This window comes from Propionivibrio sp. (assembly GCF_047602565.1).
GTDB lineage: Bacteria > Pseudomonadota > Gammaproteobacteria > Burkholderiales > Rhodocyclaceae > Propionivibrio.
This window is the reverse complement of sequence record NZ_JASGGX010000001.1, coordinates 1,782,747-1,804,259: the sequence shown is the minus strand read 5'-3', so window position 1 is coordinate 1,804,259 and position 21,513 is coordinate 1,782,747. Positions and strand designations below refer to the sequence as shown.

At 68.1% G+C, this 21,513-nt stretch carries 22 protein-coding genes and 1 pseudogene; 18 read left to right on the top strand and 5 right to left on the bottom strand.

Annotated elements, in window-relative coordinates; translation table 11 throughout:
- The 4 genes from QM701_RS08395 (at position 1) to QM701_RS08380 (ending at position 5,840) form a co-directional block, all read left to right on the top strand.
- The gene (locus tag QM701_RS08395) at positions 1-978 is read left to right on the top strand and encodes a tripartite tricarboxylate transporter substrate binding protein BugD (RefSeq protein ID WP_415166627.1); all 978 of its coding nucleotides are present in this window, start codon (positions 1-3) and stop codon (positions 976-978) included.
- A gap of 120 nt (positions 979-1,098) precedes the next feature.
- Positions 1,099-1,560 (top strand): tripartite tricarboxylate transporter TctB family protein, encoded by a 462-nt coding sequence (locus tag QM701_RS08390; protein WP_415166626.1) that lies wholly within the window; start codon positions 1,099-1,101, stop codon positions 1,558-1,560.
- Between the two features lie 56 nt (positions 1,561-1,616).
- Entirely contained in the window at positions 1,617-3,119 is a 1,503-nt protein-coding gene (locus tag QM701_RS08385; RefSeq protein WP_415166625.1) for a tripartite tricarboxylate transporter permease, read from the top strand.
- A 39-nt stretch (positions 3,120-3,158) separates the two neighbouring features.
- Complete coding sequence (locus QM701_RS08380; RefSeq protein WP_415166624.1) at positions 3,159-5,840, top strand: MGH1-like glycoside hydrolase domain-containing protein; 2,682 nt, start codon at positions 3,159-3,161, stop codon at positions 5,838-5,840.
- A gap of 27 nt (positions 5,841-5,867) precedes the next feature.
- Here QM701_RS08380 and QM701_RS08375 read toward each other — a convergent pair whose 3' ends face one another.
- A complete protein-coding gene (locus tag QM701_RS08375) occupies positions 5,868-6,560 on the bottom strand; it encodes a nitroreductase (RefSeq protein WP_415166623.1) in 693 nt (230 codons plus the stop codon).
- 5 nt (positions 6,561-6,565) lie between these two features.
- Entirely contained in the window at positions 6,566-7,639 is a 1,074-nt protein-coding gene (gene hisC, locus QM701_RS08370; protein ID WP_415166622.1) for a histidinol-phosphate transaminase, read from the bottom strand.
- A gap of 106 nt (positions 7,640-7,745) precedes the next feature.
- Here hisC and hisB point away from each other — a divergent pair, with 106 nt between their 5' ends.
- The 10 genes and pseudogenes from hisB to tatC all read left to right on the top strand — a co-directional run bounded on the left by hisB (position 7,746) and on the right by tatC (position 13,143).
- Positions 7,746-8,333, top strand: a complete 588-nt coding sequence (hisB, locus tag QM701_RS08365; protein WP_415169362.1) for an imidazoleglycerol-phosphate dehydratase HisB — start codon at positions 7,746-7,748, stop codon at positions 8,331-8,333.
- A complete protein-coding gene (hisH, locus tag QM701_RS08360) occupies positions 8,333-8,983 on the top strand; it encodes an imidazole glycerol phosphate synthase subunit HisH (protein WP_415166621.1) in 651 nt (216 codons plus the stop codon). The genes hisB and hisH overlap by 1 nt, the downstream gene beginning before the upstream one ends.
- 72 nt (positions 8,984-9,055) lie before the next feature.
- On the top strand, positions 9,056-9,799 hold the full coding sequence (gene hisA, locus QM701_RS08355) for a 1-(5-phosphoribosyl)-5-[(5-phosphoribosylamino)methylideneamino]imidazole-4-carboxamide isomerase (RefSeq protein ID WP_415166620.1): 744 nt from the start codon (positions 9,056-9,058) through the stop codon (positions 9,797-9,799).
- 39 nt (positions 9,800-9,838) lie between these two features.
- Positions 9,839-10,601, top strand: a pseudogene (gene hisF, locus QM701_RS08350) (imidazole glycerol phosphate synthase subunit HisF).
- On the top strand, positions 10,598-11,002 hold the full coding sequence (gene hisI / locus QM701_RS08345) for a phosphoribosyl-AMP cyclohydrolase (RefSeq protein ID WP_415166619.1): 405 nt from the start codon (positions 10,598-10,600) through the stop codon (positions 11,000-11,002). The pseudogene hisF and the gene hisI overlap by 4 nt, the downstream one beginning before the upstream one ends.
- Positions 10,999-11,322 (top strand): phosphoribosyl-ATP diphosphatase, encoded by a 324-nt coding sequence (locus tag QM701_RS08340; RefSeq protein ID WP_415166618.1) that lies wholly within the window; start codon positions 10,999-11,001, stop codon positions 11,320-11,322. The genes hisI and QM701_RS08340 overlap by 4 nt, the downstream gene beginning before the upstream one ends.
- Positions 11,323-11,333: 11 nt before the next feature.
- A complete protein-coding gene (locus tag QM701_RS08335) occupies positions 11,334-11,684 on the top strand; it encodes a histidine triad nucleotide-binding protein (RefSeq protein WP_415166617.1) in 351 nt (116 codons plus the stop codon).
- Between the two features lie 11 nt (positions 11,685-11,695).
- Positions 11,696-11,926, top strand: coding sequence for a Sec-independent protein translocase subunit TatA (tatA, locus tag QM701_RS08330; RefSeq protein WP_415166616.1), 231 nt, complete (start codon positions 11,696-11,698; stop codon positions 11,924-11,926).
- 70 nt (positions 11,927-11,996) lie between these two features.
- The gene (gene tatB / locus QM701_RS08325; RefSeq protein WP_415166615.1) at positions 11,997-12,404 is read left to right on the top strand and encodes a Sec-independent protein translocase protein TatB; all 408 of its coding nucleotides are present in this window, start codon (positions 11,997-11,999) and stop codon (positions 12,402-12,404) included.
- A gap of 7 nt (positions 12,405-12,411) precedes the next feature.
- Complete coding sequence (gene tatC, locus QM701_RS08320; protein ID WP_415166614.1) at positions 12,412-13,143, top strand: twin-arginine translocase subunit TatC; 732 nt, start codon at positions 12,412-12,414, stop codon at positions 13,141-13,143.
- Position 13,144: 1 nt separating this feature from the next.
- Here the strand turns inward: tatC and QM701_RS08315 are convergent, their stop codons facing one another.
- Positions 13,145-14,317: a trypsin-like peptidase domain-containing protein gene (locus tag QM701_RS08315; RefSeq protein ID WP_415166613.1), complete on the bottom strand. Its 1,173-nt coding sequence runs from the start codon at positions 14,315-14,317 to the stop codon at positions 13,145-13,147.
- 43 nt (positions 14,318-14,360) lie between these two features.
- Here QM701_RS08315 and QM701_RS08310 point away from each other — a divergent pair, with 43 nt between their 5' ends.
- On the top strand, positions 14,361-15,107 hold the full coding sequence (locus tag QM701_RS08310) for a Nif3-like dinuclear metal center hexameric protein (RefSeq protein WP_415166612.1): 747 nt from the start codon (positions 14,361-14,363) through the stop codon (positions 15,105-15,107).
- A gap of 24 nt (positions 15,108-15,131) precedes the next feature.
- Positions 15,132-15,815, top strand: a complete 684-nt coding sequence (locus QM701_RS08305; protein ID WP_415166611.1) for a fumarylacetoacetate hydrolase family protein — start codon at positions 15,132-15,134, stop codon at positions 15,813-15,815.
- Positions 15,816-15,972: 157 nt separating this feature from the next.
- Here the strand turns inward: QM701_RS08305 and QM701_RS08300 are convergent, their stop codons facing one another.
- Positions 15,973-16,161: a hypothetical protein gene (locus QM701_RS08300; protein ID WP_415166610.1), complete on the bottom strand. Its 189-nt coding sequence runs from the start codon at positions 16,159-16,161 to the stop codon at positions 15,973-15,975.
- Between the two features lie 207 nt (positions 16,162-16,368).
- Here QM701_RS08300 and QM701_RS08295 point away from each other — a divergent pair, with 207 nt between their 5' ends.
- Complete coding sequence (locus QM701_RS08295) at positions 16,369-17,703, top strand: MATE family efflux transporter (RefSeq protein ID WP_415166609.1); 1,335 nt, start codon at positions 16,369-16,371, stop codon at positions 17,701-17,703.
- 91 nt (positions 17,704-17,794) lie between these two features.
- Positions 17,795-19,669 (top strand): methyl-accepting chemotaxis protein, encoded by a 1,875-nt coding sequence (locus QM701_RS08290; RefSeq protein WP_415166608.1) that lies wholly within the window; start codon positions 17,795-17,797, stop codon positions 19,667-19,669.
- Between the two features lie 36 nt (positions 19,670-19,705).
- Here QM701_RS08290 and QM701_RS08285 read toward each other — a convergent pair whose 3' ends face one another.
- Positions 19,706-21,478: a M61 family metallopeptidase gene (locus QM701_RS08285; protein ID WP_415169361.1), complete on the bottom strand. Its 1,773-nt coding sequence runs from the start codon at positions 21,476-21,478 to the stop codon at positions 19,706-19,708.
- Positions 21,479-21,513: the final 35 nt, after the last annotated feature.

Genomic DNA, 21,513 nt, shown 5'->3' with positions numbered 1-21,513 from the left:
ATGTTCCAAAGAATTGCCAGGTCGATCGCGTGCATTCTCGTGGCGTTGTGGGCGTCGGCGGCGGGGGCCCAGCAGTATCCCAACAAGGTCATCACCATCGTCGTGCCGTTCGCCGCGGGCGGACCGTCGGACACCATCGCCCGCATCCTCGGCCAGACCATGAGCGCCTCGCTCAAGACGCAGATCATCATCGAGAACGTCGGCGGCGCCGGCGGCACGATCGGCGCGGCGCGGGTGGCGCAGTCCACTCCGGACGGCTACACGCTGTTCGTCCATCACATCGGCCACTCCACCGCGCCGGCGCTCTACCGCAAGCTGACCTACGATCCGATCAAGGATTTCGAGCCGATCGGCCTGATCAACGACGGCGCCATGACCTTCGTCTCGCGCAAGGATTTCCCGGCCAAGGACTTCAAGGAACTGCTGGCCTACGTCAAGGCCAACAAAGACAAGGTCAACATGGCCAACGCGGGCATCGGCTCGGCCTCGCACCTGTGCGGCATCCTGTTCATGAGCGAGATCCAGACCGATCTCACCACGGTGCCGTACAAGGGCACCGGGCCGGCGATGAACGACCTGCTCGGCGGCACCGTCGATTTCATGTGCGACCAGACCACCAACACGACGAGCCACATCAAGTCGGGCAAGATCAAGGTGTACGGCGTGACCATGCCCAAGCGGATTGCCTCGATGCCCGAGGTGCCGACGGTGAGCGAAGCCGGCCTGCCGAATTTCACGGTCTCGGTCTGGCACGCCCTGTACGCGCCCAAGGGCACGCCGAAGCCGATCGTCGACCAGCTGTCCAAGGCGCTGCAGGACGCCCTCAAGGACGCCAACCTCAAGCAGCGCTATTCCGATCTCGGCGCCGAGCCGGTGGCCCAGGAACGGGCGACGCCCGAGGCGCTGCGCGCGCATCTCAAGGCGGAAATCGACCGCTGGGGTCCGATCATCAAGAAGGCCGGCGTCTACGCCGACTGACGTTCTTTCCGGCCGCGGGGGACGCGGCCGGGCAAGCTGCACCGCGAAACCGGAGCCATGCCTTCCCGCCGTCGCGGCGGGAGCGGCAGGGACGGGTCGAACAACGATGAGGAGGTGGCGTTGGAGCGTATCGTTCGCAATCCCAAGGAATTGTGGATCGGGATCATCTACATTGCCGTCGGTTCGGTGGCCGTCTATCTGTGCCAGGACCTCGACATGGGCCGGGCCGGAAAAATGGGGCCGGCCTATTTTCCAACCCTGCTGAGCATCCTGCTGATCGGCATCGGCGTCGTCTCGCTCGTGCGTTCCTTCGTCAAGACCGGCACGCCGGCGGGCAGCTTCGCCATCCGGGGAATGGTGCTGATCACGCTGGCCATCGTGCTGTTCGGCGTGCTCGTGCGCGGCGCCGGGCTGGCGGTGGCGCTGCCGGTGCTGGTGCTGGTCAGTTCCAGCGCCAGCGTCAAATTCCGCTGGAAAAGCACGATCCTCATGGCGGCGGGCATCACCGTCTTCTGCGTCCTGGTATTCCTGAAAGGCCTGGGCGTGCCGCTGCCGGTCCTGGGGCCGTGGTTCGGGCAGTGATCGGCCGGCGGCCGCGAGAGTGCGCCGCCGTCTCGTGAAAGATTTGCGGAGAAAGCATGGAACTCATCACCAACCTTGGAATCGGGCTGGCCACCGCGGCCTCGCCGCTCAACCTGCTGTACTGCCTGGTCGGCGTTTTCCTGGGCACGCTGATCGGCGTGCTGCCGGGACTGGGGCCGACGGCCACCATCGCCATGCTGCTGCCGATCACCTTCGGCCTGCCGCCGGTCTCGGCGCTGATCATGCTGGCCGGCATCTACTACGGTTCGCAGTACGGCGGCTCGACGACGTCGATCCTGGTCAACCTGCCGGGCGAGGCGGCCTCGGTGGTGACTGCCCTGGACGGCTACCAGATGGCGCGCAAGGGGCGCGCCGGGGTGGCGCTGGCGACGTCGGCGATCGGTTCGTTCATCGCCGGGACGGTGGCGACGGTGATCCTGGCGCTGTTCGCGCCGCCGCTGGCGTCGGTGGCGCTGAAGTTCGGCCCCGCTGAATTCTTCTCGCTGATGGTGCTCGGCCTGCTGGCGTCGATGGTGCTGGCCCGGGGCTCGCTGCTGCATGCGTTCGGGATGATCGTCCTCGGCCTGCTGCTCGGGATGATCGGCGCCGACGTCAATTCCGGCGCGCAGCGCTTCACCTTCGACCTGCCGCAGCTGGCCGACGGCATCGGCTTCGTGGTCGTGGCCATGGGCATGTTCGGCATCGCCGAGGTGGTGCGCAACCTGGAGAACGAAGAAGACCGGTCGGTGATGGTCAGCAAGATCACCAGCCTGATGCCGAGCCGGGAGGACTGGAAGCGCATGATCGGCCCCATCATCAGGGGCACGGCCATCGGCTCGTTCCTCGGCATCCTGCCGGGCAGCGGCTCGATCCTCGGCTCGTTCGCCGCCTACGCGATCGAGAAGAAGGTGTCCAAGAATTCCGCTGAATTCGGCAGCGGCGCGATCGAAGGGGTGGCGGCGCCCGAGTCGGCGAACAACGCCGGCGCGCAGACCTCGTTCATCCCGATGCTGACCCTCGGCATTCCGTCCAACCCGGTGATGGCGCTGATGATCGGCGCGATGATCATCCAGGGCATCCAGCCCGGCCCGTCGGTGATCACCGAGCAGCCGGCGCTGTTCTGGGGCATCATCGTGTCGATGTGGATCGGCAACCTGTTCCTCGTCGTGCTCAACCTGCCGATGGTCGGCATGTGGGTGAAGCTGGTCAGCGTGCCGTACCAGCTGCTGTATCCGGCGATCCTGGTGTTCTGCTGCATCGGCGTGTTCAGCCTGAACAACACGCAGTTCGATGTTTATCTGATGGCGCTGTTCGGCGTGGTCGGCTACATCTTCGTCAAGCTGGACTGCGAACCGGCGCCGATGCTGCTGGCCTTCATCCTCGGCCCGCTGATGGAAGAATACATGCGCCGCGCGCTGCTGCTTTCGCGCGGCGATCCGATGGTCTTCCTGCAGCGTCCGATCAGCGCCACCCTGCTGGCCATCGGCGTGGTGGCGGTCGTCGTGGCCGCTCTGCCCGCGCTGACCAGAAAGCGCGAGGAAGCCTTCCAGGGAGATTGACGCCGTTCCATACCCGCTCTCCGTCAAGGAGGTTAGGCAATGACATCCGAGATCAAGCGCCTGGAGGAAGATCGCCGGAAGACCGCGGCCTGGAAAAAGTGGGGGCCCTACCTGAGCGAGCGGCAGTGGGGCACGGTGCGCGAGGATTACAGCGACGACGGCAATGCCTGGGACTATTTCAATCACGATCAGGCGCGCTCGCGCGCCTACCGCTGGGGCGAGGACGGCCTGGGCGGCATTTCCGACGACCGGCAGCTGCTGTGCTTCTGCCTGGCGCTGTGGAACGGCCGGGACGCCTTCCTCAAGGAGCGCCTGTTCGGGCTGACCAACAGCCAGGGCAACCACGGCGAGGACGTCAAGGAGTACTACTTCTACCTCGACTCGACGCCGACGCACTCCTTCATGCGTTTCCTCTACAAGTACCCGCAGGCGGCCTATCCGTACGACGAGCTGGTGGAGGCCAACCGGCGGCGCACGCGCCACGAGCTCGAATACGAACTGCTGGACACCGGCATCTTCGACGACGACCGCTACTTCGATTGCTTCGTCGAATACGCCAAGGCCGGTCCCGAGGACGTGCTGATCACGGTCACCGTGGCCAACCGGGGGCCGGAGGACGCCACGCTGCACGTGCTGCCGACGCTGTGGTTCCGCAACACCTGGTCGTGGGGCGACGGCGGCGAGCGCCCCGTGCTGCTCTGTGCGCCGCGGACCGGGGCGCCGGCCGCGATCGAGGCGGCGCATCCTGTGCTAGGCACCCGCTACCTGTACTGCGAAGGCGCGCCCGAACTCCTGTTCACCGAGAACGAGACGAACAACGAACGCCTCTTCGGCACGCCGAACGCCTCGCCCTTCGTCAAGGACGGCATTCACCGCCACGTCGTCGACGGGGAAGCCGGCGCCGTCAACCCGGCCATGACCGGGACCAAGGCGGCCGCGCACCACGTGCTTACCGTGCCCGCCGGGCAGTCGCGCACGCTGCGGCTGCGCCTCTGCGACGCGCCCCCGGAAAAGATGGCCCGGCCGTTCGGAGCATCCTTCGACAAGATGATGGCGCAGCGGCAGAGCGACGCCGACGCCTTCTACGCGCACCTGACGCCCGCGAAACTGGACGAGGACCAGGCCCGCGTCTTCCGCCAGGCGCTGGCGGGCATGCTGTGGACCAAGCAGTTCTACCACTACGACGTGAACAAATGGCTGGATGAGCGCGGCCACAGCCTCGCCCATCCGGGCGCGCAGTCCTCGCGCAACGAGCACTGGCACCACATGTACAACGCCGACATCATTTCCATGCCGGACAAGTGGGAATACCCGTGGTACGCCGCCTGGGATCTCGCCTTCCACATGCAGGCGTTGACGCTGGTCGACCCCGATTTCAGCAAGCAGCAGCTGGCCCTGATGCTGCGCGAGCACTACATGCACCCGAACGGCCAGATTCCCGCCTACGAATGGAACTTCGGCGACGTGAATCCGCCCGTGCATGCCTGGGCGACGAACTACATCCATCGCTTGGAAAAGGCCAGCGGCCGCGCCGACATGCAGTGGCTCGAACGCTCCTTCCAGAAGCTGCTGCTCAATTTCACCTGGTGGGTGAACCGCAAGGACCGCAACGGCCGCAACCTGTTCGAAGGCGGCTTCCTGGGGCTGGACAATATCGGCGTCTTCGACCGCAGCGCGCCGCTGCCGACCGGCGGCTACCTGGAACAGGCGGACGGCACGGCCTGGATGACGCTGTTCTGCCTGAACATGCTCGACATCTCGTTCGAGCTGGCCCGGCACCACGACTCCTACGCCGACATGGCGCTGAAGTTCATGCAGCATTCGCTGTGGATCGCCTCGTCGATGTTCCAGGGCGGCGAGGAGGAATGCATGTGGGACGAGAAGGACGGCTTCTTCTACGACGTCCTGCGCTACCCGGACGGCCGCGCGCAGCGCCTGCAGGTGCGTTCCGTGGTCGGGCTGCTGCCGATGTGCGCGGTCGCCACCTTCGACGGCGAACTCCTGCAGCGCTTTCCGGAAATCATCGAGCGGTATCGCCATTTCAACGCCGCGCGTCCCGAACTGATGGCCGCCGTGCATGACTCGCGGGTCCCCGGCGTCGGCGGGCGCCATCTCGCCTCGGTGCTGAACGAGGACAAGCTCAGGCGGGTCCTGGCCAAGGTGCTCGACGAAGACGAATTCCTCGGCGCCTACGGCATCCGCTCGCTGTCCCGCCACCATGAAGCGCATCCCTACGTCTTCGCGGCCGGCGGCCAGACGTACCGCGTCGACTACCAGCCCGCCGAATCGGACAGCGGCATGTTCGGCGGCAACAGCAACTGGCGCGGGCCGATCTGGGCGCCGATCAACGCCCTGGTCATCCGGGCGCTGCTGCAGTACTACAGCTACTACGGCGAATCCTTCCAGATCGAATGCCCGACCGGCAGCGGGCGCCTGATGTCGCTGTACCGCATCGCCGAGGAAATCTCGCGGCGCAACAACGCGATCTTCCTGCGCGGCCCGGACGGACGGCGGCCGGTTTTCGGCGGCACGGAAAAATTCCAGACCGACCCGCACTGGCGCGACTACATACTGTTCTACGAATATTTCCACGGGGACAACGGCGCCGGCCTGGGCGCCAGCCATCAGACCGGATGGACGGGGATCGTCGCGCGCGGCATGCACCTGTTCGCCACGCTGGCGCCGGAGGATTTGCTCGGGGAAGGAAAGACCGTGCGCTAGGCGGTGCGCGGCGCCGCGCCCGGCGCTTTACGGCGCGAAGCCGCGGAAATCCGTGAAGCCGTCGGCCGGCACGCGGTCAGTGTGCAGGCGGTTTTCCGGCGCGTCCGGGTCGGCGTAGCCGAGCGACATGCCGCACAGCACCACCTCGTTTTCCGGCAGGCCGAGCGTCCGCCGGATGGTGTCCTGGAAGTCGGTGAACGCGGCCTGCGGGCAGGTGTCCAGCCCGCGCGAGCGCGCGGCGAGCATCAGGTTCTCCATGAACATGCCGTGATCGAGCAGCATGCCGTGGCCGAAGATGCGGTCGGTGGTGAAGATCAGGCCGACCGGCGCGTCGAAGAACAGGTAGTTGCGCGCCCACTGCCGGGTCATCTTTTCCTTGTCACCCTTGCCGATGTCGAGCAGCGCGTACAGGTCGGTGCCCACCTTGCGGCGCCGGGAAATCCACGGCTCGATCCATCGTTCCGGATAGTAGTCGAGCCCTTTGCCGTCGATGCCCGAGGTGAGGTACTTGTCCAGGATGGCCCGGCTCAGCGCGTCCTTGGCCGGGCCGGCCAGGGCGTACACCCGCCAGGGCTGGACGTTGGTGCCGGAGGGCGCGCGCGCCGCGAGGTCGAGCAACTCGCGCACGGTGTCGGCGCTCACCGGCGTCGGCAGGAAGCGGCGCACCGAGCGGCGGCTGCGGATGGCCTGGTCGACGGAGAGTTCCTCGCGGGCGGCCATGGCGGTCAGAGGATTTCCGCCAGCGCGGCGAGCAGGCGCGCGCATTGCGCGTCGGTGCCGATGGTGATGCGCAGGTGCTGGTCGATGCGCGGCAGCGCGAAGTGGCGCACGATGACGCTGCGCCGGCGCAGCTCTGCGGCGAGCTCGGCCGCGTCCCGCTGCGGATGGCAGGCGAAGATGAAGTTCGCCGCCGACGGCAGCACGTCGAAGCCGAGCCGCGTCAAACCGGCGGTCAGCTCGGCCCGGCTGCGCATCACCGCCTGCCGGGTCTGTTCCAGGTAGGCCTCGTCCGCCAGCGCGGCCGTGGCGCCGGCGATCGCCAGGCGGTCGAGCGGATAGGAGTTGAAGCTGTTCTTGATGCGTTCGAGCGCCTCGATCAGCAGCGGATCGCCCACCGCGTAGCCGACGCGCAGGCCGGCCAGCGCGTGCGACTTGGACAGCGTGCGGATCACCAGCAGGTTGCGCAGCCGACGCACCAGCGCCACCGCCGTCTCGCCGCCGAAATCGACGTAGGCCTCGTCGACCACCAGCACCGAGCGTGGATGCGCCTCGGCCAGGCGCGCGATGTCGGCGAGCGGCAGCAGCTGCCCGGTCGGCGCGTTCGGATTGGCGATGACGATGCCGCCGTTCTCGCGCAGGTAGTCGTCGACCCGGATGGCGAAATTCTCGTCGAGCGGCACCGGCACGCTGTCGATGCCGTGCAGCCGGCAATAGACCGGATAGAAGCTGTAGGTGATGTCCGGCATCAGGATCGGCCGGTCGTGCTTCAGCAGCGCCATGAAAGCGTGCGCCAGGACTTCGTCCGAGCCGTTGCCGACGAAGACGTGGGCCGGCGTCAGCGCGAAGGCGGCGAAATGTTCGGCCACGGCCTGTTTCAGCCGGTCGGCGTTGGGGTCCGGGTAGAGCCGCAGCGACGCGCCGTCGTCGCCCAGTTCCTGGCACATCGCGGCGACCGCGCGCGGAGACGGCGGATAGGGATTCTCGTTGGTGTTGAGCTTGACCAGGTCGGCGAGCTTCGGCTGTTCGCCGGGGACGTACGGGGTCAGGCTGTGGACGAGAGGGCTCCAGTAGTGGCTCATGGCGGCTCGGGGGTGGATGCGCACGGAGCTTCAAATGGTATCATGCGCCACTGACGCCGGGCTCCAGAGGCCCGGATTTGCGGACGATCGAGCGTTGGACGACATCATGCGGCAGGCCGAGACGACACGGAACACCCTGGAAACCCAGGTCACGGTGCGCTTGAACCTCGACGGCACCGGGCAAAGCCGGCTGGCCTCGGGCGTGCCGTTCCTCGATCACATGCTCGAACAGGTGGCGCGGCACGGCATGATCGACCTGGAGGTCGAGGCGTGCGGCGACCTGCACATCGACGCGCACCACACCGTCGAGGACATCGGCATCACCCTCGGGCAGACGCTGAAGCAGGCGCTCGGCGGCAAGCAGGGCATCCGCCGCTACGGGCACGCCTACGTGCCGCTCGACGAGGCGCTCTCGCGGGTGGTCGTCGACCTTTCCGGGCGCCCCGGACTGGCGTTCGACGTCGGCTTCACGCGGGCGACGATCGGCGCCTTCGACGTGGACCTGGTGCGCGAATTCTTCCAGGGGCTGGTCAACCACGCGGCCATGACCCTGCATATCGACAACCTGCGCGGCGAGAACGCGCACCACCAGGCGGAGACGGTGTTCAAGGCCTTCGGCCGCGCCCTGCGCATGGCCGTCGAGGCAGACCCGCGCGCGGCCGGCAGCGTGCCGTCGACCAAGGGCGCGCTCTGATGGCGAATGCGGCCGGAACGATCGCCGTCGTCGACTACGGCATGGGCAACCTGCGCTCGGTCTGGCAGGCGCTGATCCACGTCGCCGGCCGGCGCGAGGTGGTGGTCACGGCCGACCCGGCCGTGGTGGCGGCCGCCGGGCGGGTGGTCTTCCCCGGCCAGGGCGCGATGCCGGACTGCATGCGCGAACTCGACGCGCGCGGCCTGCGTCCGGCCGTGCTCGACGCGGCCAGGAACAAACCCTTCCTCGGCATCTGCATCGGCTTGCAGATGCTGTTCGAGCGGAGCGAGGAAGGCGACGTGCCCGGTCTGGGCGTCTTCGCGGGGCGCGTCCGCCGCTTCCCGGCGGACCGCATGGTGGCGCCGGACGGCAGCCGCCTGAAAGTTCCGCACATGGGCTGGAACGAAGTCGAGCAGACCCGGTCGCATCCACTCTGGAACGGCATCGACGACGGCGCGCGCTTCTATTTCGTGCACAGCTACTACGTGGACCCGGCGGACCGGGACTGCATCGCCGGCACCGCCCGCTACGGCATCCCCTTTACCGGTGCGGTGGCACGGGATAATATCTTCGCCATTCAATGCCATCCAGAGAAAAGCGCCCAGGCCGGATTGGCGCTGCTGGCCAATTTCGTCGAGTGGACGCCCTGAGGCGCGGACGCGCGTTCCGTACGAATGCGTCCACCCTTTAATTCTTTTTCCCAACCACCTCCGTTTCGCAAAATGCTGATCATTCCCGCGATTGACCTGAAGGACGGGCAGTGCGTCCGTCTCAAGCAGGGACTCATGGAAGAGGCCACCGTGTTTTCCGATTCGCCGGGCGAACAGGCCGCGCGCTGGCTCGAACAGGGCGCGCGCCGCCTGCACGTCGTCGACCTGAACGGGGCGTTCGCCGGAAAACCCAAGAACGAGAAGGCGATCAAGGACATCGTCGAAGCCGTCGGCGACGAGATACCGGTCCAGCTGGGCGGCGGCATCCGGGATCTCGACACCATCGAGCGCTGCCTCGACAACGGCGTCGGCTACGTCATCATCGGCACGGCCGCGGTCAAGAATCCCGGTTTCCTGCACGACGCCTGCAGCGCCTTCCCCGGCCAGATCATCGTCGGGCTCGACGCCAAGGACGGCAAGGTGGCGGTCGACGGCTGGTCGAAGCTGACCAAGCACGACGTGATCGACCTGGCCAGGAAGTGCGAGGACTACGGCGTCGAGGCCATCATCTACACCGACATCGGGCGCGACGGCATGCTCTCGGGCATCAACATCGAAGCCACCGTCAAGCTGGCGCAGTCGCTGCACATTCCGGTCATCGCCAGCGGCGGCCTGTCCGACATCGAGGACATCCGCCGGCTGTGCGCCGTCGAGAGCGAGGGCATCTCCGGCGCCATCGCCGGGCGCGCCATCTACGACGGTTCGCTCGACTTCGCCCAGGCGCAGGCCGAGGCCGACCGCATCTCCGGCGCCTGAGCGCGTCCCTCCGACAGAGCGCATTACTGGAAATCAGCCTTGGGCCTCGCCAAACGCATCATCCCCTGCCTCGACGTCACCGCCGGGCGGGTCGTCAAAGGAACCAACTTCGTCGATCTGCGCGACGCCGGCGACCCGGTCGAGATCGCCCGCCGCTACGATGAACAGGGCGCCGACGAGGTGACCTTCCTGGACATCACCGCGTCCTCGGACCAGCGCGACATCATCCTGCACATCGTCGAAGCCTGCGCCGCGCAGGTCTTCATTCCGCTGACCGTCGGCGGCGGCGTGCGCACGGTGGCCGACGTCCGCCGCCTGCTCAATGCGGGCGCCGACAAGGTGAGCATGAACACGGCGGCGGTCGCCAATCCCGACCTCGTCGCCGAGGCCTCCGCCAAGGTCGGCAACCAGTGCATCGTGGTGGCCATCGACGCCAAGCAGGCGGCGCCCGGCCGCTGGGAAGTCTTCACCCACGGCGGGCGCAAGGCCACCGGGCTCGACGCCGTCGAGTGGGCACGGCGCGTCCAGCAGCTGGGCGCGGGCGAAATCCTGCTGACCAGCATGGACCGCGACGGCACCCGGAACGGTTTCGACCTGGCCCTGACGCGCGCCGTGGCGGACGCCGTTGAACGTGCCGGTGATCGCCAGCGGCGGCGTCGGCAACCTGCAGCATTTGGCCGACGGCGTATCGCTCGGCGGCGCGGACGCCGTGCTGGCCGCCAGCATCTTCCACTTCGGCGAATACACGGTGCGCCAGGCCAAGGAATACATGCGCGACCGCGGCATCGAGGTACGATTGTGAGCGATCTGGACGACCGCCTGTTCTGGCTGGACGCCCTGAAATGGGACGAGCACGGCCTGATCCCGGCCATCGCCCAGGATGCCGCGAGCGGCCGCGTGGTGATGTTCGCCTGGATGAACCGCGAAGCGCTGCAGGAGACGGTGGCCAGCGGCCATGCCGTGTACTGGTCGCGTTCGCGCCGGCGCCTGTGGCGCAAGGGCGAGGAGTCCGGCCACGTGCAGCGGGTCCGGTCGATCCGGGCCGACTGCGACGGCGACGTGCTGCTGCTGGCGGTCGAGCAGGTCGGCGGGATCGCCTGCCATACGGGACGGGAAAGCTGCTTCTTCCTGGAGCTGCGGGGCGATCGCTGGGTGGCCGCCGACCCGGTTTTGAAGAATCCGAAGGAAATCTACGCGCGATGAGCACAGAAGTATTGTTACGCCTTGCAGAAACGCTGGCCTCCCGGCGCAACGCCGACCCGGAAAAGTCCTATACTGCGAGGCTGTTCGCCAAGGGGCCGGACTCGATCCTGAAGAAGATCGGCGAGGAGGGCGCGGAGCTGATCATGGCCGCCAAGGACGGCAAACGGGAGAACATCGTTTATGAATCGGCCGATCTGCTCTATCACATGGTGGCGCTGCTGACCTTCTACGGCATCGGCGCCGACGAGGTGCTCGGCGAACTGCAGCGCCGCGAAGGCACGTCGGGCATCGACGAGAAGAAGTCGCGCGCCGCCAAATGAAGGAATAACGCATGGAAGACTGCCTGTTTTGCAGAATCGCACGCGGTGAAATACCGTCGCGCAAGGTGTACGAGGACGACCTGCTGATCGCCTTCCACGACATCAACCCGGCGCGGCCGATGCACCTGCTGGTCGTCCCGAGGCGCCACATCGTCTCGCTGCAGACGGTGACCGCCGACGACGAACCCGTGCTGGGCCGCATGCTGACGGTGGCCAGGCGGCTGGCCGAGGAGAACGGCAGCCCGGACGGCTTCCGGGTCATCATCAACAACGGCCGGGTCGGCGGACAGGAAGTCCCGCATCTGCATGCGCACGTGGTGGGCGGGCCGGAGCCGGTCGGTCCGATGCTCAAGCGGAATTAAGGAGAAAACTCATGGGAAGTCTCAGTATCTGGCACTGGCTGATCGTCCTGCTGATCGTGGTGCTGGTGTTCGGCACCAAGAAGCTGCGCAACATCGGCGAGGATCTGGGCGGCGCGGTCAAGGGGTTCAAGGAAGGCATGCGCGACGGCACGGCCGAGAACAAGCCGGCCGACACGCCGCCGCAGCAGATCGCCGACGGGCAGACGATAGAAGGCGAAGTCAAGGACAAGGTCAAGTCGTGACGCGCGGCGCGGCCGGGCGGCGGGATTCCGGGCGCCCGCCGGGCCGTTCGCGTCTTCAGATTCCATTCCCATGTTCGATATCGGCTTTTCGGAACTGATCGTCATCGGCATCGTCGCGCTGGTCGTGATCGGGCCGGAGCGGCTGCCCAAGGTGGCGCGCACCGCCGGGCTGCTGCTCGGGCGGCTGCAGCGCTACGTCGGCGACGTCAAGGCGGACATCAGCCGCGAGATGCAGCTGGACGAGTTGAAGAAGCTGCAGTCCGAAGTGCAGGAGTCGGCGCGCAATTTCGAGCGCAGCATCTCCAGCGAAGTGCAGGCGATCGAACAGGGCGTCGGGCAGACCGTCGATTCGATCAAGGCCGACATCAAGGACGCCGTACCGTCGCCCGACGCGGCCCCGGCCGCGGGCGAGCCGGCCGGCGAGGCACCGGCCGAGGCTCCGCGGCAGGATGCGTCGCTGCCCGCGGCCAAGGGGTGAAGGCGCCATGGAGCTGCCGGAGGAGTCGTTTCTTTCCCACCTCGTCGAGCTGCGCGATCGCCTGATCCGCGCGCTGCTGGCGATCGCGATCATCTTCATCTGCCTGTTCCCCTGGGCCAAGGATCTGTATTCGCTGCTGGCGCAGCCGCTGCTGTCCAAGCTGCCGGCCGGCGGGCAGATGATCGCCACCGACGTGGTCGGCGTTTTCCTGGTGCCGATGAAGGTGGCGCTGATGGTGGCCTTCCTCATCGCCCTGCCGTACGTGCTGTACCAGGTCTGGGCCTTCGTCGCGCCGGGGCTTTACGCGCACGAGAAGCGCCTGGCCCTGCCGCTGGTCGCGGCCAGCGTGCTGCTCTTCTTCGTCGGCATGGCCTTCGCCTATTTCCTGGTGTTTCCCACGGTGTTCGGCTTCATGGCCAGGATCGCGCCGGAAGGCGTGGCCTGGATGACCGACATCGAGAAATACCTGTCCTTCGTCATGAGCACCTTCGTGGCGTTCGGCGTCGCCTTCGAGGTGCCGATCATCGTGGTGGTGCTGGTCATGGTCGGCGTGGTCGAACTGCGCACGCTCAAGGAATGGCGCCCCTACGTGATCGTCGGCGCCTTCGTCGTCGGCGCCATCTTCACCCCGCCCGACGTGGTGTCGCAGTTGATGCTCGCCGTGCCCCTGTGCCTGCTCTACGAGCTCGGCATGCAGATGGCGCGCTTCGTGCAGAAGCCGGCGGCCGGCGGCGACTAGCTCATTCCCGGCCGTCGCGCCGCAGGGGCGGCCGCTTGCCGATGCGGATCGGCAGTTGCACGGGGGTTTTCTGGCGGCGGAAGGTGAAGGCGACCGTCTCTCCCGGCTTCAGCGCGGCGATCAGGTTGAGCATGGCCTGAGGGTCCTTGACCGGCTGTCCGGCCACCGCCAGCAGCACGTCGCCGGGCTTGACGCCGCCCTTGTCCGCCGGGCTGCCGCGCTGCACGCCGGCGATCAGCGCGCCGTCCGTGTCCGGCAGGTTGAACGATTCGGCGAGCTCCTCGGTGATCTCCTGCGCCTCGACGCCGATCCAGCCGCGCGTGACCGAGCCGGTCCGGATGATCTCGTCCATGACGCTGCGCACCGTCGAGATCGGGATGGCGAAGCCGATGCCCAGCGAGCCGCCCGAGCGCGAATAGATCGCCGTGTTGATGCCGATCAGCCGGCCGTTGACGTTGACCAGGGCGCCGCCCGAATTGCCGGGGTTGATCGCGGCGTCGGTCTGGATGAAGTTCTCGAAGGTGTTGATGCCGAGGTGCGAACGGCCGAGCGCCGAGATGATGCCCATGGTCACCGTCTGGCCGACGCCGAAGGGATTGCCGATCGCCAGCGCGACGTCGCCGACGCCGACGTCTTCCATGCGCCCGAGGTCGATCGCCGGGAACGCCTGCGCCCCGTCCTTGCCCGGCAGCAGCTTGAGCACCGCCAGGTCGGTCTCGGGGTCGCCGCCGACCGGCTGCGCCTTGTGCGTGCGGCCGTTGTCGAGGGCGATCTCGATCTGGTCGGCGCCTTCGACGACGTGGTAGTTGGTGAGCACGTAGCCGTCCGGGCTGACGATGACGCCGGAACCCAGCCCCGATTTGCGCGGATCGTCGAGCTCGCCTTCGTCGCCGAAGAAGTGCTTGAAGAGCGGATCGTCGGCCAGCGGGTGGCGCGGCGCGCGCACTTTCTGCGAGGTGAAGATGTGCACCACCGAGGGCAGCGCCCTTTTCGCCGCCTCGCGGAAGGAGTTCGCCGCGGGCGGCACGGCCGCGCCGGGCGCCGCCGGCTCGGGCCGGGAGGCCGCGGGCCAGGGCAGGTCGCCCAGCCATTCGGGCCGGATCGTGGCGACGACGAAGGCCACGGCGAGACTGATCGTGACGGTTTGTGCAAAAATCAGCCAGAGTTTACGCATGGATGGCGTTTTCGATAGCGGAAGAAACGGGATAAGAGTCGGGATGAGACGCGAGGAACTGGTACGGTATCTGGACGAACTGCTCGAAGCGGCGCGGTTCAGGGATTATTGCCCAAACGGTTTGCAAGTGGAAGGCGCGGGCGAGGTCGCGCGCATCGTCGCCGGCGTGACCGCCTGCCAGGCGCTGATCGACGCCGCCGTCGAGCGCGGCGCCGACACGCTGCTGGTGCACCACGGCTGGTTCTGGCGCGGCGAGGACGGCCGGGTGACCGGCTTCCGCAAGGCGCGCATGCGGACGCTGCTGGCGCACGACATCAACCTCGTCGCCTACCATCTGCCGCTGGACGCGCATCCCGAACTCGGCAACAACGCCCGCCTGGCGGAGCTCCTGGGCTGGCGGGCCGAAGGGCGGTTCGGCGAACAGGACATCGGCTGGGTCGGCCGTCCCGCCGCGCCGCAGACGCTGGCCGAACTGGAGCGCCGCGTCGCCGGCGCGTTGCGGCGTACGCCGCTGACCATCGGCGACCCGGCGCGCCGGATCGAGCGCCTGGCCTGGTGTTCGGGCGGCGCCCAGGGCTATTTCGAGCAGGCCGTGGCGCTCGGTGTCGACGCCTTCCTGTCCGGCGAGATTTCCGAGCAGACGGTCCATCTGGCGCGCGAGAGCGGCGTCGCCTACCTTTCCGCCGGGCACCACGCCACCGAGCGGCTCGGCGTGCAGGCGCTGGCCGGCCACCTCGCGGCGAAGTTCGGCCTCGACTGCGAGTTCGTCGATATCGACAATCCCGTCTAGGATTTTTGACAGCAAGGAGAAATCATGGAGTTCGTCGTTCCTGCGGCCGCACCGGCCGTTCTTCCCGTCGCCGGCAGCGAGGCCGTGTTCCCGGTGCGCCGGGTTTACTGCGTCGGCCAGAATTACGCGGCGCACGCCGTCGAAATGGGCGGCGACGGGCGCCAGCCGCCGTTCTTCTTCAGCAAGCCGGCGGACGCCCTGGTGCCGGGCGGCGGCAGGATCGCCTATCCGCCGCGCACCGCCAACCTGCAGCACGAGGTCGAACTGGTCGTCGCGCTGCGCGAAGGCGGCGCGGACATTCCCGTGGAAGAAGCGCTGGCGCATGTCTTCGGCTATGCCGTGGGGATCGACCTGACGCGGCGCGACCTGCAGGCGCAGGCCAAGGAAAAGGGGCGGCCGTGGGAAATGGCCAAGGGCTTCGATCAGAGCGGGCCGCTCGGCGCGCTGACGCGGGTCGCCCAATGCGGCCATCCCGATAAGGGGCGCATCTGGCTGCAGGTCAACGGGGCCGTCCGGCAGGACGGGGATCTCGCGCAAATGACCTGGAACGTCGCCGAAGTCATCGCCAATCTGTCTTCGTACGTCACGCTTGCCGCCGGGGATCTGATCTTCACGGGGACGCCGGCGGGCGTATCGACCGTGGCGCGCGGCGATGCGCTCGAATGCGGCATCGACGGCGTGGGGGGGCTGAAGATCGAACTGGTCTGAGCCGCCGGAACTGGCGTGTGGAATGGGTTCAGGGCAGGAAAGAACCCGACCGGATGCCGGCATGTTTCAGGCAAGCGCGTTCCATCGCTGGAAGGATGCCTGGCCGGGGGGAAACGCTATATTCCGGTCGGGTGGATACAGGCCATGGCCTGCGGGCTCAGCGGGCTTCGAGCGCGTGGCGGCCGGGCAGCGCGCCGGCATTCCCGCGCTTGCCCAGCAGCGCTTCGCCGGCCTTGGCGGCCAGGGTGTAGAGCTTGATCACGGCCGCGCCGAGGGCGATGGAGGCCACGGCGAAGAGCAGGTGGTACTCGACCGGGTGGTTCAGGAGATAGTTGCCGATTTCCATGACGTTTCCTTTCTGGAGGGTTGATCGTCGCCAGACGAGAATTTTTTTCATCTGACCGGACGGATGCTAACAACCGTGGGGATTCCGGTCTGTAGCCTCTTCTTCGGGCTTGTGTAACGTTCCGCGTGCGTGTGTAACAGGCCGGGGATTCCGGGCGCGGCGGATTTGCGTTAGGCTGACCGGCTTTTTCGTGCCGTCCCGTTGCCGATGTTCTTCCATCAATCCCGCCTGATCGTCGCCCATGCCTGGCCGATGCTGATCGCCCAGCTGGCGTCGATGGGCATGATGGTGATCGACACGGTGCTGCTCGGGCATTTCGGCACCGAGGATCTGGCCGCGGTCGCCGTCGGCAGCGGCATCTACGTTGCGGTCATCCTGGCCTTGTCCAGCGTCGTGCAGGCGGTGTCGCCGACCGTCGCGCACCTCAAGGGCGAGGGGCGGGACGGCGAGCTCGCCGGCGTGCTGCACCAGGGCTTCTGGCTGGCGCTTACGCTGTCCGTCCCCGGCGTGCTGTGCCTGCTCCATCCGGACCCGCTGCTCGGCCTGTCGTCGCTCGAACCGGGCGTCGAGAGCAAGGTGCGCGGCTATCTGGCCGCGCTGGCGTGGGGCATGCCCGCGTCGCTGCTCTATCGCGCGTTCTATGCGTTCTGCGTGGCCGTCGGCCAGCCGCGCCCGCTGATGGCCATCTCGCTGCTGTGCACGCTGGTGCACGGCCTGCTGGCCCGCGCGCTGGTTTCCGGCGCATGGGGCGGCACGCCGCTCGGCGCGCTCGGCTGCGGCGCCTCAAACGCGCTGATCGGCTGGCTGGCGCTGGCCGCCGGCCTGGCGTACATGCGCACCAGCGGGCGGCTGCGGGCCTACCGGCTCTTTCACGGCTGGCGCCCGCCACGCCTGGAGATGCAGCGGACGCTGCTGCGGCTGGGGGTGCCGATGGGCCTTTCGGGCTTCGTCGAAATCTCGGCGTTCACTTTCATCGCGCTGTTCGTCGCGCAGCTCGGCACTCAGGTCGTGGCCGGCCACCGCGTCGTCGCCAACCTGGCGGGAATCTGCTACATGCTGCCGCTGTCCCTGGCGCTGGCCACGCTGCCGTGCGTCGGCCAGGCCGCCGGCGCGCGCGACTGGCGCGGCGCCCGCGTGTCCGCGCTGGCCGGCGTGTGCGTCGCCGGCCTCGTTTCCACCGCGTTCGGCGCGGCCTTGTGGTGCGGCCGGACGGCGCTGGTCGACGCCTACACCGACGATCCGGTGGTGCGCGGCGTGGGCCTGTCGCTGATCGCCTATCTGGCGGCGTATCAGGTGTTCGACGCGGTGCAGACGGTCGCCGCGCACGCCTTGCGCGGCTACAAGATCACCTTCCTGCCCATGCTGGTGCATGTCGCCGCCTTTTGGGGCGTCGGGCTGTCCGGCGGGTGGTGGCTGGCGTTCCGCGCGCCGCGTCCGATGGGCGCCGCGGGCTTCTGGCTGGCGTCGCTGCTGAGCCTTGTTTTCGCGGCACTTTTCCTGGGCTGGCTGCTGTGGCGGGTGGCCCGCGCGCAGCGCCGTTAACCGGCGCGCCGGCCGGGCCGGAAACTTGCTTCGCGGGCACCGGTCGTGGGGCTGCTTCACGAGTTTTTCAACCGAATCAAAAGGGAAAAGGATGGGCAAGTCTCTCAAGGCGCGCATGGTCGCTTTCGTGCTGCTGGTCATGCTGGTGATCTCGGTGGCGCTGTGCGGGGTGGCTTACGTGAAAAGCCGCGACGCGCTGGTCGATTCGATCCGCGGCCAGATCGATCAGGCGGCCGCTGCGAAGGTCAGCTTCGTCACGGAATGGGTGACTTCCCGCCAGGCCGTGGTGGCCTCGACGCTCGGGCGGTTCGGCGCCGCCGAGCTGAAGCCGGTGCTCGACCAGGCGCGGGACGCGGGCGGCTTCGACGACATGTACATCGGCCAGCCGGACAAGACGATGACCCAGTTCTCCGGGGCGACGCCCGTGCCGCCGGGCTACGATCCGACCGTGCGCCCCTGGTACGTGGCCGCGATCGCCTCGCCCGGCGCGATCGCTTCCGCGCCCTACATCGACGCGGCGACCAAGAAGCCGATCATCACCTTCGCCCAGGCGCGCCGCGACGGCGGCAGCGTGGTGGCGGTGGCCGGTGGCGACGTGACGCTGCAGCGCATCGTCGACGAAATCCTGTCGGCCCGGCTGCCCGGCGACGGCTATGCCTTCCTGATCACCCGGGAGGGGCAGGTGATCGCCCATCCGGCCAAGGATTCCGGCATGAAGAAGATCGCCGAGGTGCTGCCCGGCTTCGACGCCGCGGCGGTCCAGGCCGACGGCCAGGTGCGGCCGCGCACGCTGGGCGGCCGGTCCGTGCTGACGGCGCTGTTTCCGGTCGGCGAGACGGGCTGGCAGCTCGGCATCGTCATCCCCGAGGAGGCGGCGATGGCCTCCGTCGACCGACTGATGATGAGCATGCTCGGCCTGATGGCCGCCGGCCTGATCGTGGCGTTCTTCGCCACCTCGTTCGGGATCGCGCGCCTGATGAACGGCATTTCCTCGCTGCGCGACACGATGCGCGCCATGGCGGCGGGCGGCGGCGACCTGACGGTGCTCCTGCCGGTCGACAGCCGGGACGAGGTCGGGCAGACCAAGGACGCCTTCAACCGCTTCGCGGCGATCCTGCGCGGCATGGTCGGCGAGATCAAGGCCGACGCCGGCAATCTGCTCGCGGGCATCGAGCGCGTGGCCAGGGCCACCGAGCACATCGGCGCGGGCTCGAAGGAGCAGGCCGCCTCGGCGAACGCCACGGCGGCGGCGGTCGAGGAAATGACCGTGAGTATCGGCCACATCGCCGATGCCGCGAAGAATGCCGAGCAGCTCACCCGCGACGCGGGCCGGGCGTCGCAGCAGCTGTCCGGCGAGATGGTGGAGACGGCCGAGGAAATCTCCCGCATCTCGACGACGGTCCGCCGGCTCGAAGCCGTCCTGCGCGAACTGGACGGACGCTCGGCGCAGATCAGCAACATCGTCGGCGTGATCAAGGAGATCGCCGACCAGACCAACCTGCTGGCGCTTAACGCGGCGATCGAGGCGGCGCGGGCCGGCGAGCAGGGGCGCGGCTTCGCGGTGGTGGCCGACGAGGTCAGGAAGCTGGCCGAGCGGACCGGCGTGTCGACCGTGGAGATCGGCGACACCATCCGCCTCATCCAGGCGGAAACCAAGCAGGCCGTGGGCAGCATGGAAGAGGCCATGCAGCAGGTGCAGCGCGGCGTGGACAAGTCGCAGGCGGTGACCGGCTCGATCGCGCACATCGAACGCAATGCGCAGGCCGTCGAGCAGGCGCTGGTTTCGATCGCCTCGGCCACCTCCGAGCAGTCGCTCGCCAGCCAGGAGATCGCCCGCAACATCGCGCGCATGCACGAAATGACCGAAGGCGCCGACGCCGCGATCCAGGAGACGCGCAGCGAAACCGCGCGGCTGCATCAACTGGCGCAGGACGTGCGGGTGCGGATGGATCAGTTCAAGGTGTGACGCGCGGCGCCGGGTAAGGCGGGCGGACTTCCCGCCTTACCCGCCCAGCCAGGCGCGCCGGAGTGCGTTGGCGGACTTGTCGCAGTCCAGGCGCGGCGCGTCGTCGCCGGGCGCGCCGAGGGTAAGCTCGAAACGCATCAGTTCGTCGCGCCGGAAGGCGTGGACGGCCAGGGTGTCGCCCGGCCGGCGGCGGCCGAGCAGCGCGTCGAGGTTCTTCGCGGTGACGCGCAGGCCGTCCACGGCGACCAGCGCGTCGCCGGCGGAGAGCCCCGCCTGCTGCGCCGGTCCGCCGTCGTATACGGTCGCCAGCCGGAGCTCGTCGCCCTCGCTGGCGGTCTTGGCGCCGAGCGCGGGCGTCTTGGCCTTGGCCCACGCCAGGCGGACGCCGAACGGGGCGAGCAGCTTCTCCAGCGGAATGTCGCGCGTGCCGTGGATGGTCTGCGCGAAGAAGCGTCCGAGGTCCAGGCCGGACAGTTCCTCGGCGATCCGCCGCAGGTCGTCGTCGCCGACGCCGCTGCCGGTCTGCCCGAAACGCCGCCACAGCGCGCGCATGACGTCGTCGAGCGAGGTCCTGCCGCGCGTTCCGGCGCGCAGGGTGAGGTCGAGCGCCAGGGCCGCGAGCGCGCCCTTGGCGTAATAGCTGACCACCGCGTTCGGCGTGTTCTCGTCCGGCCGGTAGAACTTGCTCCAGGCGTCGAAGCTCGATTCGGCCAGCGACTGGCGCAGGCGGCCGGGCGCGCGCCTGACGTTGCCGAGGGTCTTGGCGGTGAGGTCGAGCCAGTCCTGCCGCGCGATGACGCCGCTCCTCAGCAGCGCCAGATCGTCGTAGTACGAGGTGATCCCCTCGAACGCCCAGAGCTGCGTGGTGTAGTTCTCGCGGTCGAGGTCGTAGGGCACGAACGCGGCGGGCTTGATGCGCTTGACGTTCCAGGTGTGGAAGTACTCGTGGCTGCACAGGCCGAGGAAGGTGCGGTAGCTTTCCGGCAGGCCCTTCATGCCGGGGTAGGGCAGGTCGTTGCGCGCGCACAACAGCGCTGTCGAGGCGCGGTGTTCGAGTCCGCCGTAGCCCTCGCCGACGGCGGTGACGAGGAAGACGTAGCGCGCCATCGGCGCCGGTTCGCCGAAGAAGCGGATCTGCCACTCGCACACCCGTTTCAGGTCGGCGGCCAGCCGTTCCGCATCGCAGTCGTGGCGCCCGGTGATGGCGACTTCGTGCGGCACGCCGCAGGCGTCGAAGGCGATCAGCGTGAAGGTGCCCATTTCCACCGGGTGGTCGATCAGTTCGTCGTAGTCTGCGGCGCGATAGAGGCCGAAGCCGTGGCGTCTGGCGCCGCCTTTTTCGCCGGCCGCCGGCGGCAGCGAGGTGGCGACGCGCCACGCGGCGAAGGCTTTGCCCTCGGGCGGGAGCAGCTCGACCAGGCACGGCGCGGATTCCTGCCCGAGCACGCGCAGGAAGACGCTGGTGCCGTTGAAGAAGGCGTGCGTCTGATCCAGATGTGCGCCGCGCACCGAGAGATCCCAGGCGTGCACTTCGCAGGTCACGGTCAGCGCCAGTCCCGCCCGGACCGGCGCGGCGCGCCAGGTGTGCTTGTCCAGCTTGTCCAGCCGGACGGCCTTGCCGCCGGCTTCGGCATGGATGGCGACGATGTGGCGGGCGAAATCCCGGATCAGGTAGCTGCCCGGAATCCAGGCCGGCAGGGCGAAGCGCTGGCCGGCGGGGTCGGGTGCGGCGACGGTGCAGGACACCATGAAGCGGTGGGCGGCGGGATGCGTCGGGCGGAGGGCGTAACGGATGGGCGTGGCGGGCATGATCGGCAACAGGCAGAATTCTTCGCGTGGCGTGA

Coding starts and splice junctions, on each gene's coding strand:
- QM701_RS08395 (WP_415166627.1), top strand. CDS start 1: ATGTTCCAAAGAATTGCCAGGTCGATCGCGTGCATTCTCGTGGCGTTG.
- QM701_RS08385 (WP_415166625.1), top strand. CDS start 1,617: ATGGAACTCATCACCAACCTTGGAATCGGGCTGGCCACCGCGGCCTCG.
- QM701_RS08380 (WP_415166624.1), top strand. CDS start 3,159: ATGACATCCGAGATCAAGCGCCTGGAGGAAGATCGCCGGAAGACCGCG.
- QM701_RS08375 (WP_415166623.1), bottom strand. CDS start 6,560: ATGGCCGCCCGCGAGGAACTCTCCGTCGACCAGGCCATCCGCAGCCGC.
- hisC (WP_415166622.1), bottom strand. CDS start 7,639: ATGAGCCACTACTGGAGCCCTCTCGTCCACAGCCTGACCCCGTACGTC.
- hisB (WP_415169362.1), top strand. CDS start 7,746: ATGCGGCAGGCCGAGACGACACGGAACACCCTGGAAACCCAGGTCACG.
- hisH (WP_415166621.1), top strand. CDS start 8,333: ATGGCGAATGCGGCCGGAACGATCGCCGTCGTCGACTACGGCATGGGC.
- hisA (WP_415166620.1), top strand. CDS start 9,056: ATGCTGATCATTCCCGCGATTGACCTGAAGGACGGGCAGTGCGTCCGT.
- QM701_RS08340 (WP_415166618.1), top strand. CDS start 10,999: ATGAGCACAGAAGTATTGTTACGCCTTGCAGAAACGCTGGCCTCCCGG.
- QM701_RS08335 (WP_415166617.1), top strand. CDS start 11,334: ATGGAAGACTGCCTGTTTTGCAGAATCGCACGCGGTGAAATACCGTCG.
- tatA (WP_415166616.1), top strand. CDS start 11,696: ATGGGAAGTCTCAGTATCTGGCACTGGCTGATCGTCCTGCTGATCGTG.
- tatB (WP_415166615.1), top strand. CDS start 11,997: ATGTTCGATATCGGCTTTTCGGAACTGATCGTCATCGGCATCGTCGCG.
- tatC (WP_415166614.1), top strand. CDS start 12,412: ATGGAGCTGCCGGAGGAGTCGTTTCTTTCCCACCTCGTCGAGCTGCGC.
- QM701_RS08315 (WP_415166613.1), bottom strand. CDS start 14,317: ATGCGTAAACTCTGGCTGATTTTTGCACAAACCGTCACGATCAGTCTC.
- QM701_RS08310 (WP_415166612.1), top strand. CDS start 14,361: ATGAGACGCGAGGAACTGGTACGGTATCTGGACGAACTGCTCGAAGCG.
- QM701_RS08305 (WP_415166611.1), top strand. CDS start 15,132: ATGGAGTTCGTCGTTCCTGCGGCCGCACCGGCCGTTCTTCCCGTCGCC.
- QM701_RS08300 (WP_415166610.1), bottom strand. CDS start 16,161: ATGGAAATCGGCAACTATCTCCTGAACCACCCGGTCGAGTACCACCTG.
- QM701_RS08295 (WP_415166609.1), top strand. CDS start 16,369: ATGTTCTTCCATCAATCCCGCCTGATCGTCGCCCATGCCTGGCCGATG.
- QM701_RS08290 (WP_415166608.1), top strand. CDS start 17,795: ATGGGCAAGTCTCTCAAGGCGCGCATGGTCGCTTTCGTGCTGCTGGTC.
- QM701_RS08285 (WP_415169361.1), bottom strand. CDS start 21,478: ATGCCCGCCACGCCCATCCGTTACGCCCTCCGCCCGACGCATCCCGCC.